Source organism: Ornatilinea apprima, assembly GCF_001306115.1.
Lineage (GTDB): Bacteria > Chloroflexota > Anaerolineae > Anaerolineales > Anaerolineaceae > Ornatilinea > Ornatilinea apprima.
On sequence record NZ_LGCL01000015.1, the window covers coordinates 260,944 to 279,768 of the forward strand.

Genomic DNA, 18,825 nt, shown 5'->3' on the forward strand with positions numbered 1-18,825 from the left:
ATGGCTACCAATAAACCTGCCGATTTAACCGCCGAACAAATCTGGACTGTCGAACCAGGTGAAAAGCGGTCAGTCGGTGTCATTCACATCGTGATTTTGGCCCTCCTCATCGGTATCGGTTTCGTCGTGGGGTCCTTTGGCTCCATCAGCTTCCCCCTCGGCTTTGGCGTCAACTTCTTCTGGACCGGTATTGCCGTCCAGCAGGTTGGCTCCATCTGGTTTGGCCTGTGGGGTGTTCTGGCCGGCGCCATCTTCCCCTTCTTCTCCAATGCCATTGCTGGCACGCCTTTCTATATCTCTCTGGCTTATATTCCCGCCAACGCCGTGCAGTCGTTCCTGCCCGCCTGGGCGTTCCGCCGCTTCAAAGCCGACCCGCGCCTGCGTTCTGGCCGCGATTACCTCATCCTCCTCGCTGCCATGATCGTCTCGTCGGCCTTTGGTGCTCTCTGGTCGCCCCTGGTAGTGCTGCGCAGCTTCGGCCTGCTCACCACCGACTCGGTTCCGCTCTTCATTTGGGGCTGGTTTGGCGGTAATGTTGTGGCCGGCCTGGTCTTCAACTTCATTCTGCTCAAAGTCCTTTCGCCTGTTGTCATTCGCACCGCCGCTTTCGTCAAGAAGTGGCTTGCCTGATCAATTTATTCGAATCACAGAGGGGGCAGCTTTTGCCCCCTCAACTCATTATTGGACAGCAAGGACAATTAACGTATGAATAAGACCCTCCTCGGTTATGTCCCCAACGAATCCCCCATCTACGCGGTCCATCCTTTCGTCAAGCTATTCTTTCTCCTGGTTGTCAGCCTTTTTCCACTTTTCATTTCCGCCCCAGAATGGAATCTGGGCCTCATGCTCGCGATTGTTCTGATCATGTGGTACAGCCGCGTCAATATGAGCGCCCTGCGAATTTATGTGCCGGTGGCTATTTCAATGGGCATGATCATTCTGCTTTCTTACACTATTCTCGGCGGAATCCACCCGGAATTCAAAGTCATGTTCCATGTGTTTGGCTTTCCATTCTACTTTGAAAGAATTCGAGACGCGGTCACCGTGTACTTCCGCATCCTGCCCATGATCTTCACCATGGTTCTCTTCCTCAGCACCTCCCGAGAGCGTGATGTGATCGTCGCCATGCGCGCCATTAAAGTGCCCTTTGTGGTAACCTACGTCTTTGCCATGGCGCTGCGCTCGGCCGGTATGGTTCTGGAGGACTTTCAAATCGTCCGCCAGGCCGAACAGGCGCGCGGATTTGATACCACCGGCAAACCGCTTCTCTATAAGATCCGCAAATACATCATGTATATGATCCCCCTGTTTGCGCTCTCCCTGCGCCGTTCCGAAGAATTTACCAATGCCCTGGTCGCCCGCGGTTACGCCTTCACCGGCGAGGCCGCGCGCGTCAAACGCGCCGACTACATTCTCACCCACTACACCTTCAAGCCCGTCGATATCGCCATTACCGCCACCATCGGCCTGCTCTTTGTCGCCTTGCTGGTTGCCCGCTACGGCTTTGGCATGCTGGGCCTCGAAGACTCTCTTTTCAACATCTGGCTGCAAGGCCTGGTCGGATAGGCGCGGAGGAACCCCATGACATCTCTAATTGATATAAAAAACTACACCTGGCGCTATCTTTACACCAATCAGCCAGCCGTGAAAAACATCAACCTCACCCTCGACGAAGGCCTCTTCCTCGGCGTAATCGGGCCCAACGGCTCCGGCAAAACCACTCTGGCCTACTCGCTCAACGGGCTTATCCCCGGCCAGTATCACGGGATCAAAGAAGGTGAAGTGCTGATCGATGGCACAGAAGTCGAAGCGTACGCAAAAGGCACCCTTCAGCGCCAGGTCGGTGTAGTCTTCTCTGACCCCGAGGCCCAGTTCACCGCCATGACCGTTGAAGACGAGCTGGTCTTCGGCATGGAAAATCTCGGCATGTCCATTCCCGAGATCCGCGAACGCCTCGAATGGGTCGTCAGCCTCACCGACCTGCAGCCTCTGCTCCTCAAGCCGCCCTACGAAATCTCCGGCGGCCAAAAGCAGCGCGTTGCCCTGGCTGCCGTGCTGGCCATGACCCCGCGCGTGATGATCCTCGATGAACCCACCTCCATGCTCGACCCGATCAGCCGCAAGCGCGTCTTCGACGTTCTTGCCAAGCTTAAAAAAGAGCAGAAGAACACCATCATCGTCATCGAACACAGCCTGGAGAACCTTATTCCCCTCGCCGACCGTATGGCTTTCATGCTCAACGGTGAGCTTGTCCTTGAAGACGAAACCCGCGCCTTCTTCGCCCAAATCGCCATGCTCATGGAAAAAGGTATCTTCCCCCCCGACGCCATGCAATTCTTCCACCAGCTTGCCCTGCAGCATATGTACAGCGGAGCCTTGCCGCTCACCGTTGAAGAAGCCACCCAATCTTTGCGCGCGTCGCTCGCTCGCGCCGCTGGAGGCCAATCATGACCGAACCTACTCCCTACATTCAGGTCAAAGACCTTGTTTTCCGCTACGCCGACGGCACCCAGGCGCTTAACAACATCAACCTCACCATTGGCGAGGGTGAATTTATCGCCTTCATCGGCCAGAACGGATCGGGGAAAACCACCCTCTCCAAATGCCTGAACGGTCTCTTCAAACCCACCAGCGGCGATATCCTCGTTGATGGCCTTAACTCGCGCACCACTCCCATCGCGCAAATGGTGCGACGGGTCGGTTACGTCTTCCAGAACCCCGACCACCAGCTCTTTAACAGCAATTGCTGGGACGAGATTGCCTACGGGCCGCGCAACATCGAGTTAAGCGAAGAGGAAGTTAAGGCCCGCGTGGAAGAAGCCGCTCGCGTTGTCGGCCTGCCCGAAGAGAACTACACCGAGCATCCTTTCTTTCTTACCAAAGGCATGCGCCAGCGCGTCGCCATCGCCTCCATCCTCGCCCTGCGCCCGAAGGTCATCATCGTTGACGAGCCCACCACCGGCCAGGACTCGCGCCAGTCCATCGAAATTATGGACTTTCTGCTCAGCCTTAACCAGGAGCGCGGCCACACCATCATCGTTATCTCGCATGTCATGCCCATCGTGGCGCGCTACGCCCGCCGTGTGGTGGCGATGGGTATGGGCAAAATCCTCCTCGACGGCCCCACCGACGAAGTCTTCGCCCAGACCGAGATTCTGGCCAAGACCTACATCGAACCCCCGCAAATCACCCAGCTTGCCCAATCCGTCTCCGACCTGGGCTTCTACCCCGGCACCCTCACCGTCGAATCGATGGTCGAGCAGTACAAAACCATCGCCGCCAAAGGCTAAATCAGCACTCAGGGGCTGTCCGCAAGCAGGGCAGCCCTTTTTTTGTTTCACATAGTGCAGGCTTGCATTCTTCCTTGGAGTGGAATACATTAATCATGAGATAGCGCCGATATCAAGCAGGAGAAAATGCGTTGAGAATCTTGCTAGAGCATCTGGAAATCCCGGAAGAAATTGTGATCAAGCTGAATAAGGCTGGCATATTCGACACAGCCGCCTTGCTGAAAGCCAGCACCTTTCCCGATCAACGCGAAAAGCTGGCAATTCAGTCTGGCGCATCACCAAATCAGATACTTGCCTGGGCCGGTATTGCCGATCTATTGCGAATCAAAAGCATGCAGCCCGCGATGGCACAGGTTTTGGTCCAACGATATCCCAATGTTGAATCCATCGCCTCCGAAAAACCGCGCGCCTTGTTTGAACACCTTGAGCAAAGTTCCCTGGCTGAGCACATCAGCCTCGAAACCGCGCGCGACATCATTGAAGAGTCTAAAGAACTTAAACATCAACTTGTCCTTTTCATTCTTGCCGAAAAAGATTTTCCGGTTCTTTACCAGCAATCCGTCCAAGAAACTCGGCGGCTTTATTCACAGCAATTCCAAATCCGGCACAAATTGCATAGAGCTTTATTCTGGCTGGCAACTTTATTCCTGCTCGTTTTAACCGTAACAAAATTTTTCATCTGGCCAGCCGATGATCCCGCTCTGTGGAAAACAGCTCAGCTTGCAGAACTGACCAGCGCTTTACTTTTTTTCTTTGCGATTTCTAGTCTGATCGGTCTGTTTGCGGCGGTGCTGGGCGCGGCCTTGTGGACGCGGGACCTGATGCCGAAATTTTCTGAATGGACAGAAAGATATTTTTTTAATACTCCACTTGACCAACGCTTTTTCAAAACCTACCTGTCAGAAATGGACACCCGTCGTCATATGCGGATTACCCGCACAGGTGTCATTGTGCTGAGTCTCAGCATCGTCCCCATGCTGGTTCTGGCCGTATTGAAAGAATATCGGTTCCTTTATCTGCCACTTTTCGCCGCGATCTCCATTGTCATTATTCTGATCCTTAAAGCTGACGTGGACCATGTGTTCCAGGTTTGGAAAAAATCACCCCAAACACCCTCCTTTGTGCTACAGCGCTTTCTGATCCATCGCCTGGTCAATTTTGCATTGGTTCCACTGGCCACCGTTTTGGTTGTGCAAATTCTCAAAGCCATCCTGCTCCTGTGGCAATTTGTCGTCACCCGGGCGCTCATCCCCATCCATGACCGCATCCTCCAGCAATTAATGAATCAAATCAACGCCCTGCCACTGCAGAGCACCGCTGATCAATCCTTGCGTGAAATTCTGGTAGAAAACTATTCAATGCCATTCTTCAAACAAGCTGTTCTACTTTTTTTGAATCTGAATCGAACGCAATTCTGGTTCAAACTGCCACTGCGGGCGTCAGCACCATCCTGGCCATTGTCTTTCTATCGGGCGTGGCGGTTTTATATTTTTACCCCCTCTACCGCTTTGGAAGAATCAAAGAACTGGTCTTCTTCCTCACCATCACTATCGCGTCGTCCTTATCTGAAGATATCATCACCCGGTTTTTCCCCCATCTCCTATTTATACCCGACCACTGGGCCGGCACCATTTTCATCGTTTCTGCCCTGATTCTGGTCAACACAATCTTGTTTGATTGGTTTGCCAGCGAGAAATCCGGTCAAAAGAAACACTGTGCGGTATGTGGATTTGAAATTGAGCGCGAACTGATTCGCTGTCCCTATTGTGAAAATCCACAGCCGACGGTTCAGCAAACGGGCCAACAGGGTAAGTTTTAGCCACTACATTATGAACCACAATCAGGCTGCAGCCAGACACTTATGGACGTGGGATTATGTATAACGACGATCAAAACGACTTCGACGGGTATTACAACGGCATCTATGACTTCTACGACCCCTTCTACACCGGAGAAGAAGAGCAGCCGCCCCACACCGCCGCATCCAACGGATCTTGCTGCTGCTGTTCCGCCTTCGCCCTGCCCTGCTTCTTCCTTCCCGCCGCCCTGTTCATCGGCTGGCGTGTACTCTCCTTGCTTTGATAGCAAAGTTTTGGTTTCTGTGTGGGGGTTTTGCGGTCACTTAAAAACACCTTCCCCCAAGCTCTGGGGGAAGGCCAAGATCAAAGTCTTCTCTTTTTTACGCTCGCATCTTCTTCACCAGGTTGATCAGCCCATTCGTTGAAGAATCGTGGCTCTGCACTTCGCCCTCGCCCTTTAGCTCCGGTAAAATCACCTTGGCAAGCTGCTTACCCAGTTCCACACCCATCTGATCATACGAGTTGATATCCCAGATCACACCCTGGGTGAAGATCTTGTGCTCGTAAAGCGCGATCAGGCTGCCCAGCACCAGGGGCGTTAGCCGCGGATAGAGGAAGGTGTTGGTCGGGATATTTCCGGGGAAGGTCTTGGCTGCCGCCAGCAGGTCCAGCTCTGCCCCTGTGTATCCGGCTGCCGCCAGTTCCGCGCGCGCCTCTTCGGTTGTGCGCCCCTTCATCAGCGCCTCGGTCTGCGCCAGGCAGTGCGAAACCAGAATCGAATGGTGCTCTCCCAGCGGGTTGTGGCTGTTAGCCGCCACCAAAAAATCGCACGGGATCAATTTCGTTCCCTGGTGAATTAACTGGTAAAAAGCGTGCTGCCCGTTGGTGCCCGGCTGGCCCCACACAATCGGGCCGGTGGAATAATCGACCACCTCGCCCTGCCGCGTAACCCGCTTGCCGTTGCTCTCCATGTCACCCTGCTGGAAATAAGCCGGGAAATGCGCCAGATACTGGTCGTAGGGCAAAATCGCGTAGGTGTCTGCTCCCCAGAAGTTGTTGTACCACGTTCCCAACAGCGCCATGATGACCGGAATATTCTGCTCAAACGGCGCGCTGCGGAAGTGCTCATCCACACGGTAGGCGCCTTCCAGCAGTTCTTCAAACACTTCAAACCCCAGGTACAGCGCGATGGACAGCCCAATCGCCGACCACAGTGAATAGCGCCCGCCGACCCAGTCCCAAAATTCAAACATATTGTTCGGATCAATTCCGAATTTCTTCACTTCGCGGGTATTGGTAGACATTGCCGCGAAATGCCGCGCCACCGCGCTTTCATCCTGCGCCGCCCCCAGCAGCCAATCCCGCGCCGACTGCGCGTTGGTCATCGTCTCTTGCGTGGTGAACGTCTTGGACGCCACTAAAAACAGGGTCGTCTCCGGGTCCAGTCCCTTCAGGGTTTCTACCAGGTCGGTGCTGTCCACATTCGACACAAAATGCGCGCGCAGATCGGGACGCGCGTAGGGCTTCAGTGCCTCGGTTACCATCTTCGGTCCCAGGTCTGAGCCGCCAATGCCGATATTGACAATATCGGTGATCGCCTTGCCCGTGTACCCCTTCCACGCTCCTGAGCGCACCCGCTCGCTGAAATCCTTCATCTTTGCCAGCACGCGGTTTACCTCGGGCATCACATCCTGGCCGTCCACCACAATCGGGCGGTTGCCGCGGTTGCGCAGCGCCACGTGCAGCACAGCCCGCTTCTCGGTGAGATTGATCTTCTCCCCCGTGAACATCGCCTCGATCCGCGCACGCAGGCCCGCCTGCTCTGTCAGGCTCAATAGAAGAGACAGCGTCTCTGCAGTGATGCGGTTCTTGGAATAATCAAAAACAATCTCGTCCAACCGCAGGTGAAACCGCTCAAAGCGCTGCGGGTCTTGCTCGAACAGGCCGCGCACGCTCACGCTGGCCATCATTTTCTGGTGCGCTGCCAGCGCCGCCCAGGCCGAGGTAGAAGATACTAGGCTCATAACCACTCCTAATCGTAGATCAATCAGCTTATCGGATAATCACTTTATTTTAACACTTCTCTCATAGAATACCTTAAATATCACCATCTCGTTTTTCCTTCTCCGCCTGCAGCAGGTAATCATCCTTTGGAAATCTCCCCTCTTCTAAAATTCATCCGACTGGTCTTTTTCGGTTAAAATCAAAGCGGATTGCCACTTGGACGGCGCGTTGAGCAGTCGTGGTCCCCGCCGCCGGGTGAAATTGGAAACAGACAAGGAATATATCGCCATGAATCAAAATAAATGGGTGGACTTGCTCGTCCTGCTCACTCTTTTCACCCTGGTAGTATCCGCCTGCGCCGCCCCCCAGCCCCCCGCCGCAAAAACGCCCGCCGCCCCGCTGAGCGGATTAAGCGGCATGAAGATGGCTGCTGTGCTCTCCGGCCCGGTCAACGATGCCGGCTGGAACGCCAACGCTTACCAGGCCCTCACCGAAGCCCGCGACAAGTATGGTCTTGAAATCGCCTACACCGAATACGTCAAAGTGGAAGACGCCGCCCAGGTGATGCGTGACTACGCCGACGCCGGTTTCCAGATCATCATGGCGCACGGCAACGAATACTCCGACCAGATCAGCGAGGTTGCCCGCGAATATCCCGATCTTCACTTCATCCAGACCAACGGCTCCGAGGCTGGCATTCCCAACCTGTATACCGTTGGTTTCGCAATTGGCGAAGGCGGCTACCTGATGGGCTGGCTGGCCTGTAAAATTTCGCAAACCGGCAAGGTGGCCTTCATCATCGGCGAGCAGTACCCCGCCGTTCAGTACCAGGCCCAAATGGTTGGCCAGGCCTGCGCCGACCTGGGCCTGCAGGCCAAAGTTTTGGAAACCTATGTGGGCAGTTGGACCGACCCCACCAAAACTAAAGAACTGACCAAAGCCGCCTTGGAACAGGGCGTAGATGTGATCATCCTCATGGCCGATTCCGGCGACTCTGGCGCGATTGAAGCCGTGCGCGAGGCTTACGCAGCCGGCAGCACCAGCCTGCGCATCATCTCTTGGGTCAAAGACAAAAATCACCTCGCCCCCGAATTTGTTCTCGGCGGCTGGACGGAAGATGTCTCCCGCGAAATTGACGCCACCCTGCAGCTCATCGCCGCCGGTGAGCCGGGCGGGCATTTCGCCTTTGGCCTCGCGGAAGGCGTGGTCTACCCCAACCCCATGTATGGCCTTGTGCCCGCCGAAGTCGAATCCGAATTTAACCAGCTCCTGCAAGATTACCTGCAAGACCCTTCCATCTTTCCCAATCTTGTAGTGCGCAGGGACCTGTAATCTGCGGGCTGGATCACCGCGAACGGATGGGGCTGCCCAATGCCTGAATTGCTCCGCCTGGAAAAAATTCAAAAAACCTTCCCCGGTGTGCTGGCCAACGACAACGTTGACCTGACCATCCAGCGCGGAGAAATCCACGCCCTGCTGGGCGAAAACGGCTCCGGAAAAACCACCCTGATGAATTGCGTCTTCGGCGTTTACCGCCCCACGCGCGGGCAAATCTACTGGAAAGGCCAGCCCATGGAAATTCACCAGGCGCACGACGCCATTGCCCTCGGCATGGGTATGGTGCACCAGCACTTCATGCTGATCCCCCAGCTCACTGTGGCCGAAAACGTCATCCTTGGCCTGAAATCCCCCCGCGAGCCGTTCCTCAACCTCGAAGCCGTGGCCCGCCAGATTTTTGAAACCGGCCAGCGCTTTCACCTCAACGTCGATCCCCACGCTCCTGTCTGGAGCCTGCCGGTGGGCGCGCAGCAGCGTGTTGAAATTCTCAAAGTCCTCTACCGCCAGGCCGAGCTGCTCATCCTCGACGAGCCGACCGCCGTGCTCACCCCCGGCGAAGTGGAAGAACTTTTCGCCGTCCTCAAAGAACTGGCCCGTGCCGGGCTGTCCATCATCTTCATCACCCACAAACTCGAAGAGGTGATGGCTATCTGCGACCAGGTAACCGTGCTGCGCAACGGCCGCGTGGTCGCCAGCAGCCCGGTTGACCAAACCACCCCGCAAGACCTGGCACGCAGCATGGTTGGCCGCGAGGTTGCGCTCAACCTTCAAAAACCCCCCGCGCAGCCCGGCGAGGTGGTCCTTTCGGTGCAAAATCTGCGCGCCCTCGGCAGCCGCGGGCTGCCCGCCCTCAACAATATTTCTTTTGAAATCCGCGCCGGTGAAATTCTGGGCATCGCCGGGGTCGACGGCAATGGCCAGACCGAACTGGGCGACGTGATCGCCGGCCTGCGCCGCGCCGCTTCTGGCCGCGTTACCATCGCCGGGCAGGACACGCTCAACCGCCCGCCGCGCGAGATTCTCGACCTCAATTTCGCCTACATCCCCCCCGACCGCCAGCGCACCGGTTTGCTGATGGAGTTGCCTATTGCCGAAAACCTGGTCGCCAAAACCATTACCCGGCCGCCCTTCTCGCGCCGCGGCTTTCTACAGCAGGCAGAGATCAACCGCTTTGCCGCCCAGGCCGTGAGCGAATACGAGATCAAAACCCCGCAGGCCAGCCTGCCGGTGCGCCTGCTTTCCGGGGGAAACCAGCAAAAAGTGGTCCTCGCCCGTGAGGTCAGCCGTCGCCCGCGCCTGCTGATCGCCTCGCAGCCCACCCGAGGATTGGATATCGGCGCCAGTGAGTACGTTCACCGCCAGATGCTCGCCGCCCGCGCCGCGGGCGCCGCAATTCTGCTCATCTCCACTGATCTGGAGGAAATCCTCTCGCTTTCCGACCGCATCGCCGTTCTCTACGAAGGCCAGATCATGGGCATCCTCGCCACCGCAGACGCGCCCATCCACAAAATCGGCGAGATGATGGCCGGCGTCTTCCGCCAGCCGGGAGGGCAGATCGCCGCATGAAGAAGACCAGCCCGCTCGCCGCCCTGCTCGAAACGAGTCTGCTTGTTCTCATTCCGCTGCTTTCCATTCTGGCGGCTTTTCTCCTCTCCGGCCTGCTCATCCTCGCCTGGGGCAGCAGCCCCCTCCAGGCCTACGCCGCCCTCTTCAGCGGAGCCTTCGGCAGTCTCAACGCCGTTGCCACCACCCTCACCCGCCTCACACCGCTCGTTTTCACCGGCCTGGCGGTTGCCTATGGCTACCGCAGCGGATTCTTCAACGTCGGCGCCGAAGGCCAGCTCTTTGTCGGCGGGCTGGCGGCGGGCTGGGCAGCCATCACCTTTTCCGGCCTGCCTGCCGCGCTGCTCATCCCCCTCTCCATGCTTGCCGCCGCCGCTGCTGGGGCCTTGCTTGCCCTCCTTCCCGGCTTGCTGAAAGCCTGGCGCGGCTTCAACGAAGTCCTCACCTCTCTCTTGCTCAACTATATTGCCATCCAATATTTTGAATGGACCCTGCGCGTTGACCACCCCACCCCCGGCGTGAATCAGGCCTGGACGTTGATCAACTGGCTCGGCATCAAAGACGCATCACAACCCTTCCCCAAATCCGCCGAGATTCCCCTCGCCGCCCAGCTCCCCTCGCTTGGCGGCTGGCTCAACAGTCCCTTTATGCTCAGGCTCTTTGGCCAGTCTCCGGCCTACCTCGAATGGGCGGCCTCCCCCGCCCTGGGGCGCATCACCCTGGGGATCGTGCTGGCTTTGCTGGCCATCGGCCTGATGTACCTGATTATCTTCAAGACCACCACCGGGTTTCACGCCCGCGCGGTGGGCGTCAACCCGCAGGCTGCCGCCTACATGGGCATTGACGTTCGCAAAACCATTCTCACCACCGCCCTCATCAGCGGATCTCTGGCCGGCCTGGCGGGGGGTGTGGAAATTCTCGGCTCTTCTCACCGCCTCATCGACCGCTTCCTGGTCGACGCCGGGTTCACGGGCATACCCGTGGCGCTGATTGGCCAGCTTCACCCCTTCGGCGTGGGTTTGGGCGCGCTCTTTTTCGGCGCTCTGCGCGCCGGAGCCAACAAAATGCAGATCATCTCGGCCGTTCCCACCGCGCTGGTCAGCGTCATCCAGGCCGCCGCCATCCTGTTTGCCATCGCCGGCGCCGCCTTCAACATCTCTACCCGCGTCAAAAGCAAGCAGATCGCGCCTCAAGCCCTTTCTTCCCCCGCCAGCGAGGAGACCCATGCTTAACGACCTGCTCAGCATCTTCGCCTCTCCGGAGTTCTACCAGGCCGTGCTGCGCATGGCCACACCCCTTCTGCTGGCCGCGATGGGCGGGCTGGTTGCCGAGCGCGCCGGGCTGGTTACCTTTAGTATGGAAGGCATGATGCTCATGGGCGCGGTGGGCGGTGTGATTGGCAGCCACCTCACCGGCAGCGTGTGGGGCGGCCTGCTGCTGGCCGTCATTTTCGGCATGCTGGCTGGCCTCACCTACGCCGTCATGGCGGTTTCCATCGGCGCGCACCAGATTGTTACCTGCGTGGCCCTCAACATGGGCGCGATGGGCCTTACCAGCGTTCTGTTTGGCCTCGTTTTTGGCGGCGGCAGCGGCGCCGTGGTGCAAGATGTCATTCAGGTCGCCAGCCTCAGCCCCTGGAAAATCCCCCTCCTGGGCGAGATTCCCATACTGGGTCCCATCTTCTTCAACCACATTCCCCTCGTCTATCTGGCCTTTCTCACCGTCCCGGCGGTCTGGTTTCTGCTCTACCGCACCACCTGGGGCCTCAAAATCCGCGCTGTGGGCGAGCACCCGCATGCCGCCGACGCGCTGGGCATTTCGGTGGTGCGCGTGCGCTACCTCACCCTGCTCTTCGCCGGGGCCTTCGCTGGGCTGGCAGGCGCGTTCCTCTCCATCGGCGTGCTCAACACCTGGCAAGAGAACATGACCAGCGGCCGCGGATTCATTGCCTACACCGCCATCGTCTTTGGCAAATGGCAGCCTCTCGGCGTGCTGCTCGGCGCCCTGCTCTTTGGCCTCGCCGATGCTCTTCAACTGCGCGTGCAAACCATGAACATCGCCATCCCCTATCAGGCCATGGTCGCCTTCCCTTACGTCGTTACGCTGCTGGCACTCATCCTCTTCAGCGGAAAAGCCAGCTGGCCCGCCGCCTCTGGCCAGGCCTTTAAGCGCGAAGGCAAATAACCCCACCTCAGGTCAGATAAATTGAAAAAGCAACGCAAGCGCCCTGCACCCTCCTGCTTGTCCAACCGTCCCAAATCGGCGATAATGAAGGCAGGCCCCTTCACTCACCATCCCAATCGAGGTGCAAAATGACCGACTCAACCATCCATTCCCGCCCATTTCAGGATGAGCAAGATTTCTGGCATATCCGCGAGCTGAGCATTCAATCGTACGCCTTCACTGGCCTCGGTTTTAACTGGGATTTCCGCCGCTGGGACGGATCGCGATTCCATAACCCCACTGGTGAGCTTAACCCCAATTGGCCGAAAACCATCCAGTTATGGATCACTTCCGGCGATCACCTGGCCGGGGCGGCCAATCTGGATGGACCCGGCTGGTTCTCGCTGCAGATCAACCCGGTCTATCGCGCTGAAATTGAGGAATCCATGCTGGATTGGGTGGAAGAACATGGCCCCGCCCCGGACAATGAAACCGGCCAGCCCACCCTGCAAACCGAAGTGTTTGACCACGACTGCGTGCGCCGCCGCCTGCTCGAAGCGCGTGGATTCAAAATGCTGGACGACGGCGGGGTCATCCGCCGCATGTATCTGGTTGCCCCCTCCATTCCCGAAGCGCCGCTGGCTGAAGGTTATACCCTCGCCGAAGTCAACCCGCACGACCTGCACGATTGCCAGCGCATGGCCGACCTGCTCAATGCCGCCTTTAACCGCACCAAACACAACGCGCTCGAGTTTCAGCAGTTTGGCCTGCACGCCCCCAGCTACCGGCAAGACCTGCACCTGGTAGCCGTGGCCCCCGACGGCAGCTACGCCGCCCATGTGGCCGCCATTTTCGACAGCTACAATCACCGCGCCATCTACGAGCCCGTCTGCACCCATCCCGACCATCGCCGCAAGAACCTGGCGCAAAGCCTGATGTACGAGGCCATGCGCCGCGTGAAAGCCCTGGGAGCCATTCAAATCACCGTCGACACCGGCGATATGATCCCCGCTAATAAGCTATATGACTCAATGGGCTTCACCGAAGCCTACAAAAGCCACGTCTGGAAAAAGACTTACTGATCCTCCCAGCGCGCCATCAATTCCGGCAGATCCCTCACAATCATGTCAGGGTGGATATTGTGTTGCTGCGCACTGTCGCGGTTATCCACTCCCGTCTCCACCAGGATCGAGGCCATGCCAATCCGCTTCGCGCCCGCGATATCCGTGTCCAGGCGGTCACCCAGCATGGCCGTCTCGCGCGCCTCCAGCCCCAGCCGCTGCAACGCCGCTTCAAAGAGATGTTTCTCCGGCTTGCCAATCACCCGCGCTTCCACGCCGGTGGCCGCCTTCAGCGCCGCCAGGGTGGTGCCTACCTCCGGCAGCAGCCCCTCATCCGAGGGGTAGAGCACATCCGGGTTGGTGCCTAAAAAGACAGCCCCATTCTGGATATGCAGGCAGGCGTATTTGAGGTGATCATAGGTAAAGTGCGGGTCTCCGCCCACCACCGCCACGTCCGCCGCTGCTTCCATCCCCTCCAGCACCTCAAAGCCGGCCTGCCGCACCGCCTGCCGCAGCCCCTCCCGGCCAATCACATACGCTTTTCCGCCTTGCGGAAAGTGCCGCTCTAGATAATACCGCATCGCCGCGCTGCTGGTGAGAATCTCCGCCTCCGAGATCGGCGCGCCCAATTGCTCAAAGAAGCGCTGGTACTGCTCGGCGGTCACCACTGAGTTGTTGGTCGCGATGCAAAACTTCACGCCCTTGCTGCGCAAAAACGGAAAGAACAGCTCAACGCCGGGCAGTGCCGCTTTGCTGCGCAGCAGCGTTCCATCCACATCGATCAACAACCCTTTTACATGGGAAAGCTTCATCCACGTCACCTGTTTTCATTAAAGTTGGCTCTATTGTATCCCAAACCACCCTGGCTGGCACGCAAGCCCTCTGCCTTCTTCACTGCCCGTGAAGCGATAGGGGCTACCAAACACTAGCGCGCCTTTCGGCGCGCCAAATATTTGCATTCCTGCTCACCCAAATTATTCGACCGGCGGCGGGCATTCCTCGCCCTTATCATACTTGGCGATGTACGCCTCCGCTGCCCGCACCAGGCTGCTGCTGCCCACAAACAGCGGTGTGCGCTGGTGCAGCTGCTGCGGTCGGATATCCAGAATCGCCTGGCAGCCATCCGAAGCATACCCCCCCGCCTGCTCAGCGATATACGCCAGCGGTATCGCCTCATAGGTCAGGCGCAGCTTGCCCTGCGGCTTGCCCTTATCTCCCGGGTAATAGAAAATGCCACCCGCCAGCAGCGTGCGGTGAAAATCCACCACCAGCGCGCCCACATAGCGCATGGAAAGCGGCTTGGCCTTGCCGTTGCCGCCGTGCAGCGCCTTGGTGAACTCGCGCACGCCCTTGCTCCACTTTTCCTGGTTGCCGGTGTTGGTGCTGTAATACACCGGTTCGGGTGGAATGCGAATGTTTTCATGCGTCAGTAAAAATTCGCCAATCGAAGGGTCGAGCGTGAAGCCGTGCACGCCGTGACCGGTGGTGTACACGAACATGGTGCTCACACCGTACACGATGTATCCGGCGGCCACCAGGTTACGTCCGGTTTGCAGGCAGTCATCCACCGTTCCCGGCCCTTCACTGGTAACGCGGTTGTAAATGGCGAAAATGGTGCCCACACCCGCGTCATAATCAATGTTGGAAGAGCCATCCAGCGGATCAAACATCAGAATATATTTCCCCGGCGTCGTCTGCTCCGGCACGGGGATGATCTCCTCGTGCTCTTCCGAGGCCAGCACCGCCACCCGCCCGGTGGTGGCCGTCATGTGATAGATAATGTCATCCGCCAGGCGGTCCAGCTTCATCACCTGCTCGCCCTGCACATTCACATCCCCCGTCTTTCCCAAGACTTGAGCCAGCCCAGCCAGCGACATCTGCGAGGCGATCATTTTCCCAGCCAGGGCAATATCATACAGCAAATTGGTCAGCACACCCGTGGCCTGCGGGTAGTACTTCTGGGTTTCCAGAATGTGCCTCTCAATCGTTACTACCCGCCCAGATTTGGAAGGCAGAATCAGCGTCATGATCTCTCCTTTAATCAATAAATTGGTTTATTTACCCCAATATCATTATAGAGAGGTCATCCCGCGGATGCAAACCCTCAATCCCCGCGAGGCTGCTTCGTCCTAAAACCCCTGTTCCGCCAGCCACGCGCTTACTTTCGCTTCGATCTGGTCGCGAGCCTGACGGAAGGCTGCCAGCCTTTCTTCCTCTGAACCTTCCACCGCGGCCGGATCCGCGAAACTCCAATGAAAGCGCGTCTGCACACCCGGCCAGGTGGAAGGGCAATTTTTATCCGCGTGATCGCAAACCGTGATCAAATAATGAAAGAACTCTTTCCCCAGATACTCGCTAACGCCTTTTGAATACTGGCCGGTCAGATCGTAACCGGCTTCTTCCATCACCCGCACCGTCAGGGGATGGATGCCCTTTGGCTCCAGCCCCGCGCTGCGCGCCTCAAAAAAGCCGCCGCCCTTCTTCCGCAGAATCGCCTCCGCCATCTGACTGCGCGCCGAATTGCCCGTGCATAAGAAAAGCACCCGTTTCTGATCTTCCATCTCACACCTCTTCTCGTCTTGAAGTTCAGTCTATTTGGACATTATTTATGGTAACAAAGATCCTGTTGAGAAGAAATTAAGGCGGGTAATGCTTTTGTTAAGCACCAATTAACAAGAACCGCGCCTCACACAGGATCAGTGTGAGGCGCTTCAGCAGCGTTCCCTGAGACGTTCTTTCAAACTATCTAATGCTTTGCTCGTTCCAGCATGGCCTTTCCCCCGGCCAGCGCTTTCAACAGGTCGCGGCGGCGAAGGGCGCGGGTGCGGTCAATCTCAACCGCCCCGGCTTTATCATCCGCCATATCCAATAAGGCTGCGCGCCACGCGCCGCTGTCCACCGGCGAGTGCTTCACCCGCCAGCGCTCCACCCAGATCGGCAAATCGTGCGCGTTCATCACCCGCTCGCGCTCACGCTTGACTTCTATCTCCTTCACCTCAAAGGTGGTGGTGTACTTCTCTACTTCGGGCTTCACCGGGCAGATCTGCATACACGCCCCGCATTTGATGCAGTAATAATCCGCCAGGGTCAATTCACCATCGTCATCGATATGCAGAGCGCGTGTGGGGCAGATATCGGCACAGGCCAGGCAGCCTTCCACGCATTTATCGCGCTGCAAGCGCACCAGGCCTTCCCACGGCTGCACCACCTGAAACGCGCCGCTGCTTGCCACTTCACACTGCCGGCAGCGGATGCAGTGCGCGTCATCCACTTCCATCGTGTCTGCTTCTGCGTTATACGAGATCACATGTGTAGGGCAGTTATTGACCACAAAATCCTTCAACCCAAAATCAAACAGCTCGCGCTCAAAAACGGTCGATTCGATCAGCTTGGGGAAGGCTTCATAATCGATAATCGGGATTTCCGGCTCACCGTTGATGGTCATGCTGATCGCCTGGGTGGGGCACATCACCGCGCACATGCCACAGAAGATGCACGCCTCCGCGTCAATATCCACCCCGGCGCGTTTCACCATGCGGCCGCCTTCCAGCTCGGCGGGAATATGCTTCACGGCGTCTTTGGGGCAAACCGCCGGACCAATCTGGCAGCCCACGCAGCGATCCAAATCCCACACCATTTTGTAATGGCGGGTCACCATCGGGCGCTCTAACACAATCTCAGCGGATGTGGTTTGTTTCTTTGTCAGTCCTCTTGCAGACATTCCGCGCTCCTTTTATAAATCGGCAGGCAAAGCCTGCAGCTCGGCCAGTGAGAACACCGGTCCATCTTTACAGATGTACTCCGGGCCAATATTGCAGCGCCCGCACTTGCCCACCCCGCATTTCATGCGTTTCTCTAACGATGTGAAGATCGTCTCCGGTGCGAAGCCCAAATCGGTGAGCACCGGCAGGGTATATTTGGTCATGATTGGCGGGCCGCACACCACCGCCACGGCGTTGTCTGGTGACGGGGCCACTTCCTTCACCACATCCGGCACATAGCCGATATGGTGCATCCAGCCCTCTTCCGGCACGTCCACCGCCTGGTGAATCTCCAGGTCGTCGCGCCCATACCACGATTGGATGTCGCTCTTGTACATGCACAAGCCCGAATTGCGCGCCCCATAGATCACGCACAGCTCGTTAAATCCGCCGCGGTGATCGGGGTGCTGAATGTGCTTGGTCAATGCGTACAGCGTGCTGAAAGCGCAGCCACCGCCGATGATCACCAGGTTTTTACCGCCCCAATCGTCCAGCGGAAAACCGTTGCCCAGCGGACCGCGCATGCCAATCGGGTCGCCGGCCTTCATTCGGTGAATGGCCTGGGTAAAAGTGCCCATCTTTTGCACCGTAAAGCGCACAAAATCACCTTCCCAGGCCGCCGAGGCAATTCCAAAGGGCGCTTCGCCCTTGCCAAAAATGGAAAGCTGGCAAAATTGGCCGGGGTTATAGTGCGCGAAGAACTGCTTGCAGTCTGCATCCCGCTCAAACACCAGCTCAAAGGTCTTCAGCGAGCGGTCATTCGATTCGTAATAAGCCCGCGCGATGCGCATCGGCATCGGCTCGTAAGGATTGTTGCCGTTATTATGCATCTACGCCTCCTCCCACGCCTGCGCGCGGCGGATCATATCGCGGATATCCAGCCCCACCGGGCAGTAGCGCACGCAGCGCCCGCAGCCGGTGCAGCCAATCTGGTCAATATGGTCCAACCAGTAAGCGTACTTGTGCATCAGGCGCTGCCGGGTGCGTTCGCGGCGTGACGGTCTCGGGTTGTGCCCCGACGCTTCCAGCGAATAAACGCTGAACATGCAGGTATCCCAGTTGCGCACGCGCTCGCCGCGTTGGGTTTCATCCACAATGTCAAAGCAGAAGCAGGTCGGGCACAGATAGGTGCACACCCCACACCCCAGGCAAGACTGCTGCACCTGCTGCCAATACTCGCTCTCAAACAACCCGTACAGCTTGTCGCGAATGCTTTTCACCTCAAAGGCCGGTTTCATTTCCGCGGCGGCGCGGCTTTGCACTTCTTCCACGCGCTTCTGCGTCTCTGCCGGCAGCGGCTGCAAAGATTGCACCAGCTTCTGCCCTTTTTCGGTCAGTGCTTCCAGGGCATACACCCCATCCACCGGTGTTACCAGCACATCCAGCCCGCTGCGATCAAACGGCCCCGAACCAACCGTGGTGCAGAAGCACGACTCGCACGGCTGATCGCAGCCCATGCCCACCAGCGTGGAGGCTTCGCGGCGCGCCTTCCAATAGGGGTCCTGGCTGCCTTCTTCCTCAAAAACCGTATCCAGCAGGGTCAGGGCACGGGCGTCGCAGGGGCGCGCGCCAAAAATCACCCGCGGGCCTTTCTGTGGCACGGCCGGCACATATTCCCCATTCTGATAGCGGAACAGCACCTCTGACTGCGGCAGAAACAGCGATTTAAGTGGGTAACGGGTGTTGTGGGCCTGTTCCAGGTCCATCTCACTCACGTCCGCGATCACTTCAAAGGCAGTGAAGTTTTCCTTTTTGACCGGGGCCAGCACCTGCGCGGACTGCGCCCACTGCTGAAGGAGGGCTGGCAGGTCTTTTTTCGCGATTTGAACGTTCATTTCCCTGCCTC

Annotated in this window: 18 protein-coding genes; 11 read left to right on the plus strand and 7 right to left on the minus strand. The window is 57.8% G+C overall.

What is annotated here, in order from left to right:
- From ADN00_RS04405 to ADN00_RS04430, 6 genes are all read left to right on the plus strand, one after another.
- Complete coding sequence (locus ADN00_RS04405) at positions 1-630, plus strand: hypothetical protein (RefSeq protein WP_075061733.1); 630 nt, start codon at positions 1-3, stop codon at positions 628-630.
- Positions 631-705: 75 nt separating this feature from the next.
- Complete coding sequence (locus ADN00_RS04410) at positions 706-1,566, plus strand: energy-coupling factor transporter transmembrane component T family protein (protein ID WP_075061734.1); 861 nt, start codon at positions 706-708, stop codon at positions 1,564-1,566.
- Between the two features lie 15 nt (positions 1,567-1,581).
- The gene (locus ADN00_RS04415; protein WP_075061735.1) at positions 1,582-2,451 is read left to right on the plus strand and encodes an energy-coupling factor ABC transporter ATP-binding protein; all 870 of its coding nucleotides are present in this window, start codon (positions 1,582-1,584) and stop codon (positions 2,449-2,451) included.
- Complete coding sequence (locus ADN00_RS04420) at positions 2,448-3,290, plus strand: energy-coupling factor ABC transporter ATP-binding protein (RefSeq protein ID WP_075061736.1); 843 nt, start codon at positions 2,448-2,450, stop codon at positions 3,288-3,290. The genes ADN00_RS04415 and ADN00_RS04420 overlap by 4 nt, the downstream gene beginning before the upstream one ends.
- Before the next feature lie 131 nt (positions 3,291-3,421).
- On the plus strand, positions 3,422-4,942 hold the full coding sequence (locus ADN00_RS04425; RefSeq protein WP_075061737.1) for a DUF4332 domain-containing protein: 1,521 nt from the start codon (positions 3,422-3,424) through the stop codon (positions 4,940-4,942).
- Positions 4,943-5,165: 223 nt separating this feature from the next.
- Positions 5,166-5,372 carry a hypothetical protein gene (locus ADN00_RS04430; protein ID WP_075061738.1) on the plus strand — a complete coding sequence of 69 codons (207 nt, stop codon included), beginning with the start codon at positions 5,166-5,168 and terminating at the stop codon, positions 5,370-5,372.
- A 97-nt stretch (positions 5,373-5,469) separates the two neighbouring features.
- On the opposite strand, the gene pgi is transcribed toward ADN00_RS04430, so the two are convergent.
- On the minus strand, positions 5,470-7,113 hold the full coding sequence (gene pgi, locus ADN00_RS04435; RefSeq protein WP_075061739.1) for a glucose-6-phosphate isomerase: 1,644 nt from the start codon (positions 7,111-7,113) through the stop codon (positions 5,470-5,472).
- Between the two features lie 268 nt (positions 7,114-7,381).
- On the opposite strand from pgi, the gene ADN00_RS04440 reads away from it, so the two are divergent.
- From ADN00_RS04440 to ADN00_RS04460, 5 genes are all read left to right on the plus strand, one after another.
- Entirely contained in the window at positions 7,382-8,425 is a 1,044-nt protein-coding gene (locus ADN00_RS04440; protein WP_075061740.1) for a BMP family protein, read from the plus strand.
- Positions 8,426-8,464: 39 nt separating this feature from the next.
- Entirely contained in the window at positions 8,465-9,997 is a 1,533-nt protein-coding gene (locus ADN00_RS04445) for an ABC transporter ATP-binding protein (RefSeq protein WP_075061741.1), read from the plus strand.
- Entirely contained in the window at positions 9,994-11,226 is a 1,233-nt protein-coding gene (locus tag ADN00_RS04450) for an ABC transporter permease (RefSeq protein WP_075061742.1), read from the plus strand. The genes ADN00_RS04445 and ADN00_RS04450 overlap by 4 nt, the downstream gene beginning before the upstream one ends.
- A complete protein-coding gene (locus ADN00_RS04455; RefSeq protein WP_075061743.1) occupies positions 11,219-12,178 on the plus strand; it encodes an ABC transporter permease in 960 nt (319 codons plus the stop codon). The genes ADN00_RS04450 and ADN00_RS04455 overlap by 8 nt, the downstream gene beginning before the upstream one ends.
- 128 nt (positions 12,179-12,306) lie before the next feature.
- Positions 12,307-13,239, plus strand: a complete 933-nt coding sequence (locus tag ADN00_RS04460; protein ID WP_075061744.1) for a GNAT family N-acetyltransferase — start codon at positions 12,307-12,309, stop codon at positions 13,237-13,239.
- On the opposite strand, the gene ADN00_RS04465 is transcribed toward ADN00_RS04460, so the two are convergent.
- The 6 genes from ADN00_RS04465 to ADN00_RS04490 form a co-directional block, all read right to left on the minus strand.
- Positions 13,233-14,030 carry an HAD-IIA family hydrolase gene (locus ADN00_RS04465; protein ID WP_075061745.1) on the minus strand — a complete coding sequence of 266 codons (798 nt, stop codon included), beginning with the start codon at positions 14,028-14,030 and terminating at the stop codon, positions 13,233-13,235. The two genes, ADN00_RS04460 and ADN00_RS04465, sit on opposite strands and share 7 nt — an antisense overlap.
- A gap of 162 nt (positions 14,031-14,192) precedes the next feature.
- Positions 14,193-15,245: a class 1 fructose-bisphosphatase gene (gene fbp / locus ADN00_RS04470; protein ID WP_075061746.1), complete on the minus strand. Its 1,053-nt coding sequence runs from the start codon at positions 15,243-15,245 to the stop codon at positions 14,193-14,195.
- Positions 15,246-15,347: 102 nt separating this feature from the next.
- Positions 15,348-15,779, minus strand: a complete 432-nt coding sequence (locus ADN00_RS04475) for an arsenate reductase ArsC (protein WP_075061747.1) — start codon at positions 15,777-15,779, stop codon at positions 15,348-15,350.
- Between the two features lie 185 nt (positions 15,780-15,964).
- Positions 15,965-16,939, minus strand: a complete 975-nt coding sequence (locus ADN00_RS04480) for a 4Fe-4S dicluster domain-containing protein (protein ID WP_075061748.1) — start codon at positions 16,937-16,939, stop codon at positions 15,965-15,967.
- A gap of 12 nt (positions 16,940-16,951) precedes the next feature.
- On the minus strand, positions 16,952-17,809 hold the full coding sequence (locus tag ADN00_RS04485) for an FAD/NAD(P)-binding protein (RefSeq protein ID WP_075061749.1): 858 nt from the start codon (positions 17,807-17,809) through the stop codon (positions 16,952-16,954).
- Positions 17,810-18,814 (minus strand): 4Fe-4S dicluster domain-containing protein, encoded by a 1,005-nt coding sequence (locus tag ADN00_RS04490; protein WP_075061750.1) that lies wholly within the window; start codon positions 18,812-18,814, stop codon positions 17,810-17,812. It abuts the gene before it with no gap.
- Positions 18,815-18,825 lie beyond the last annotated feature (11 nt).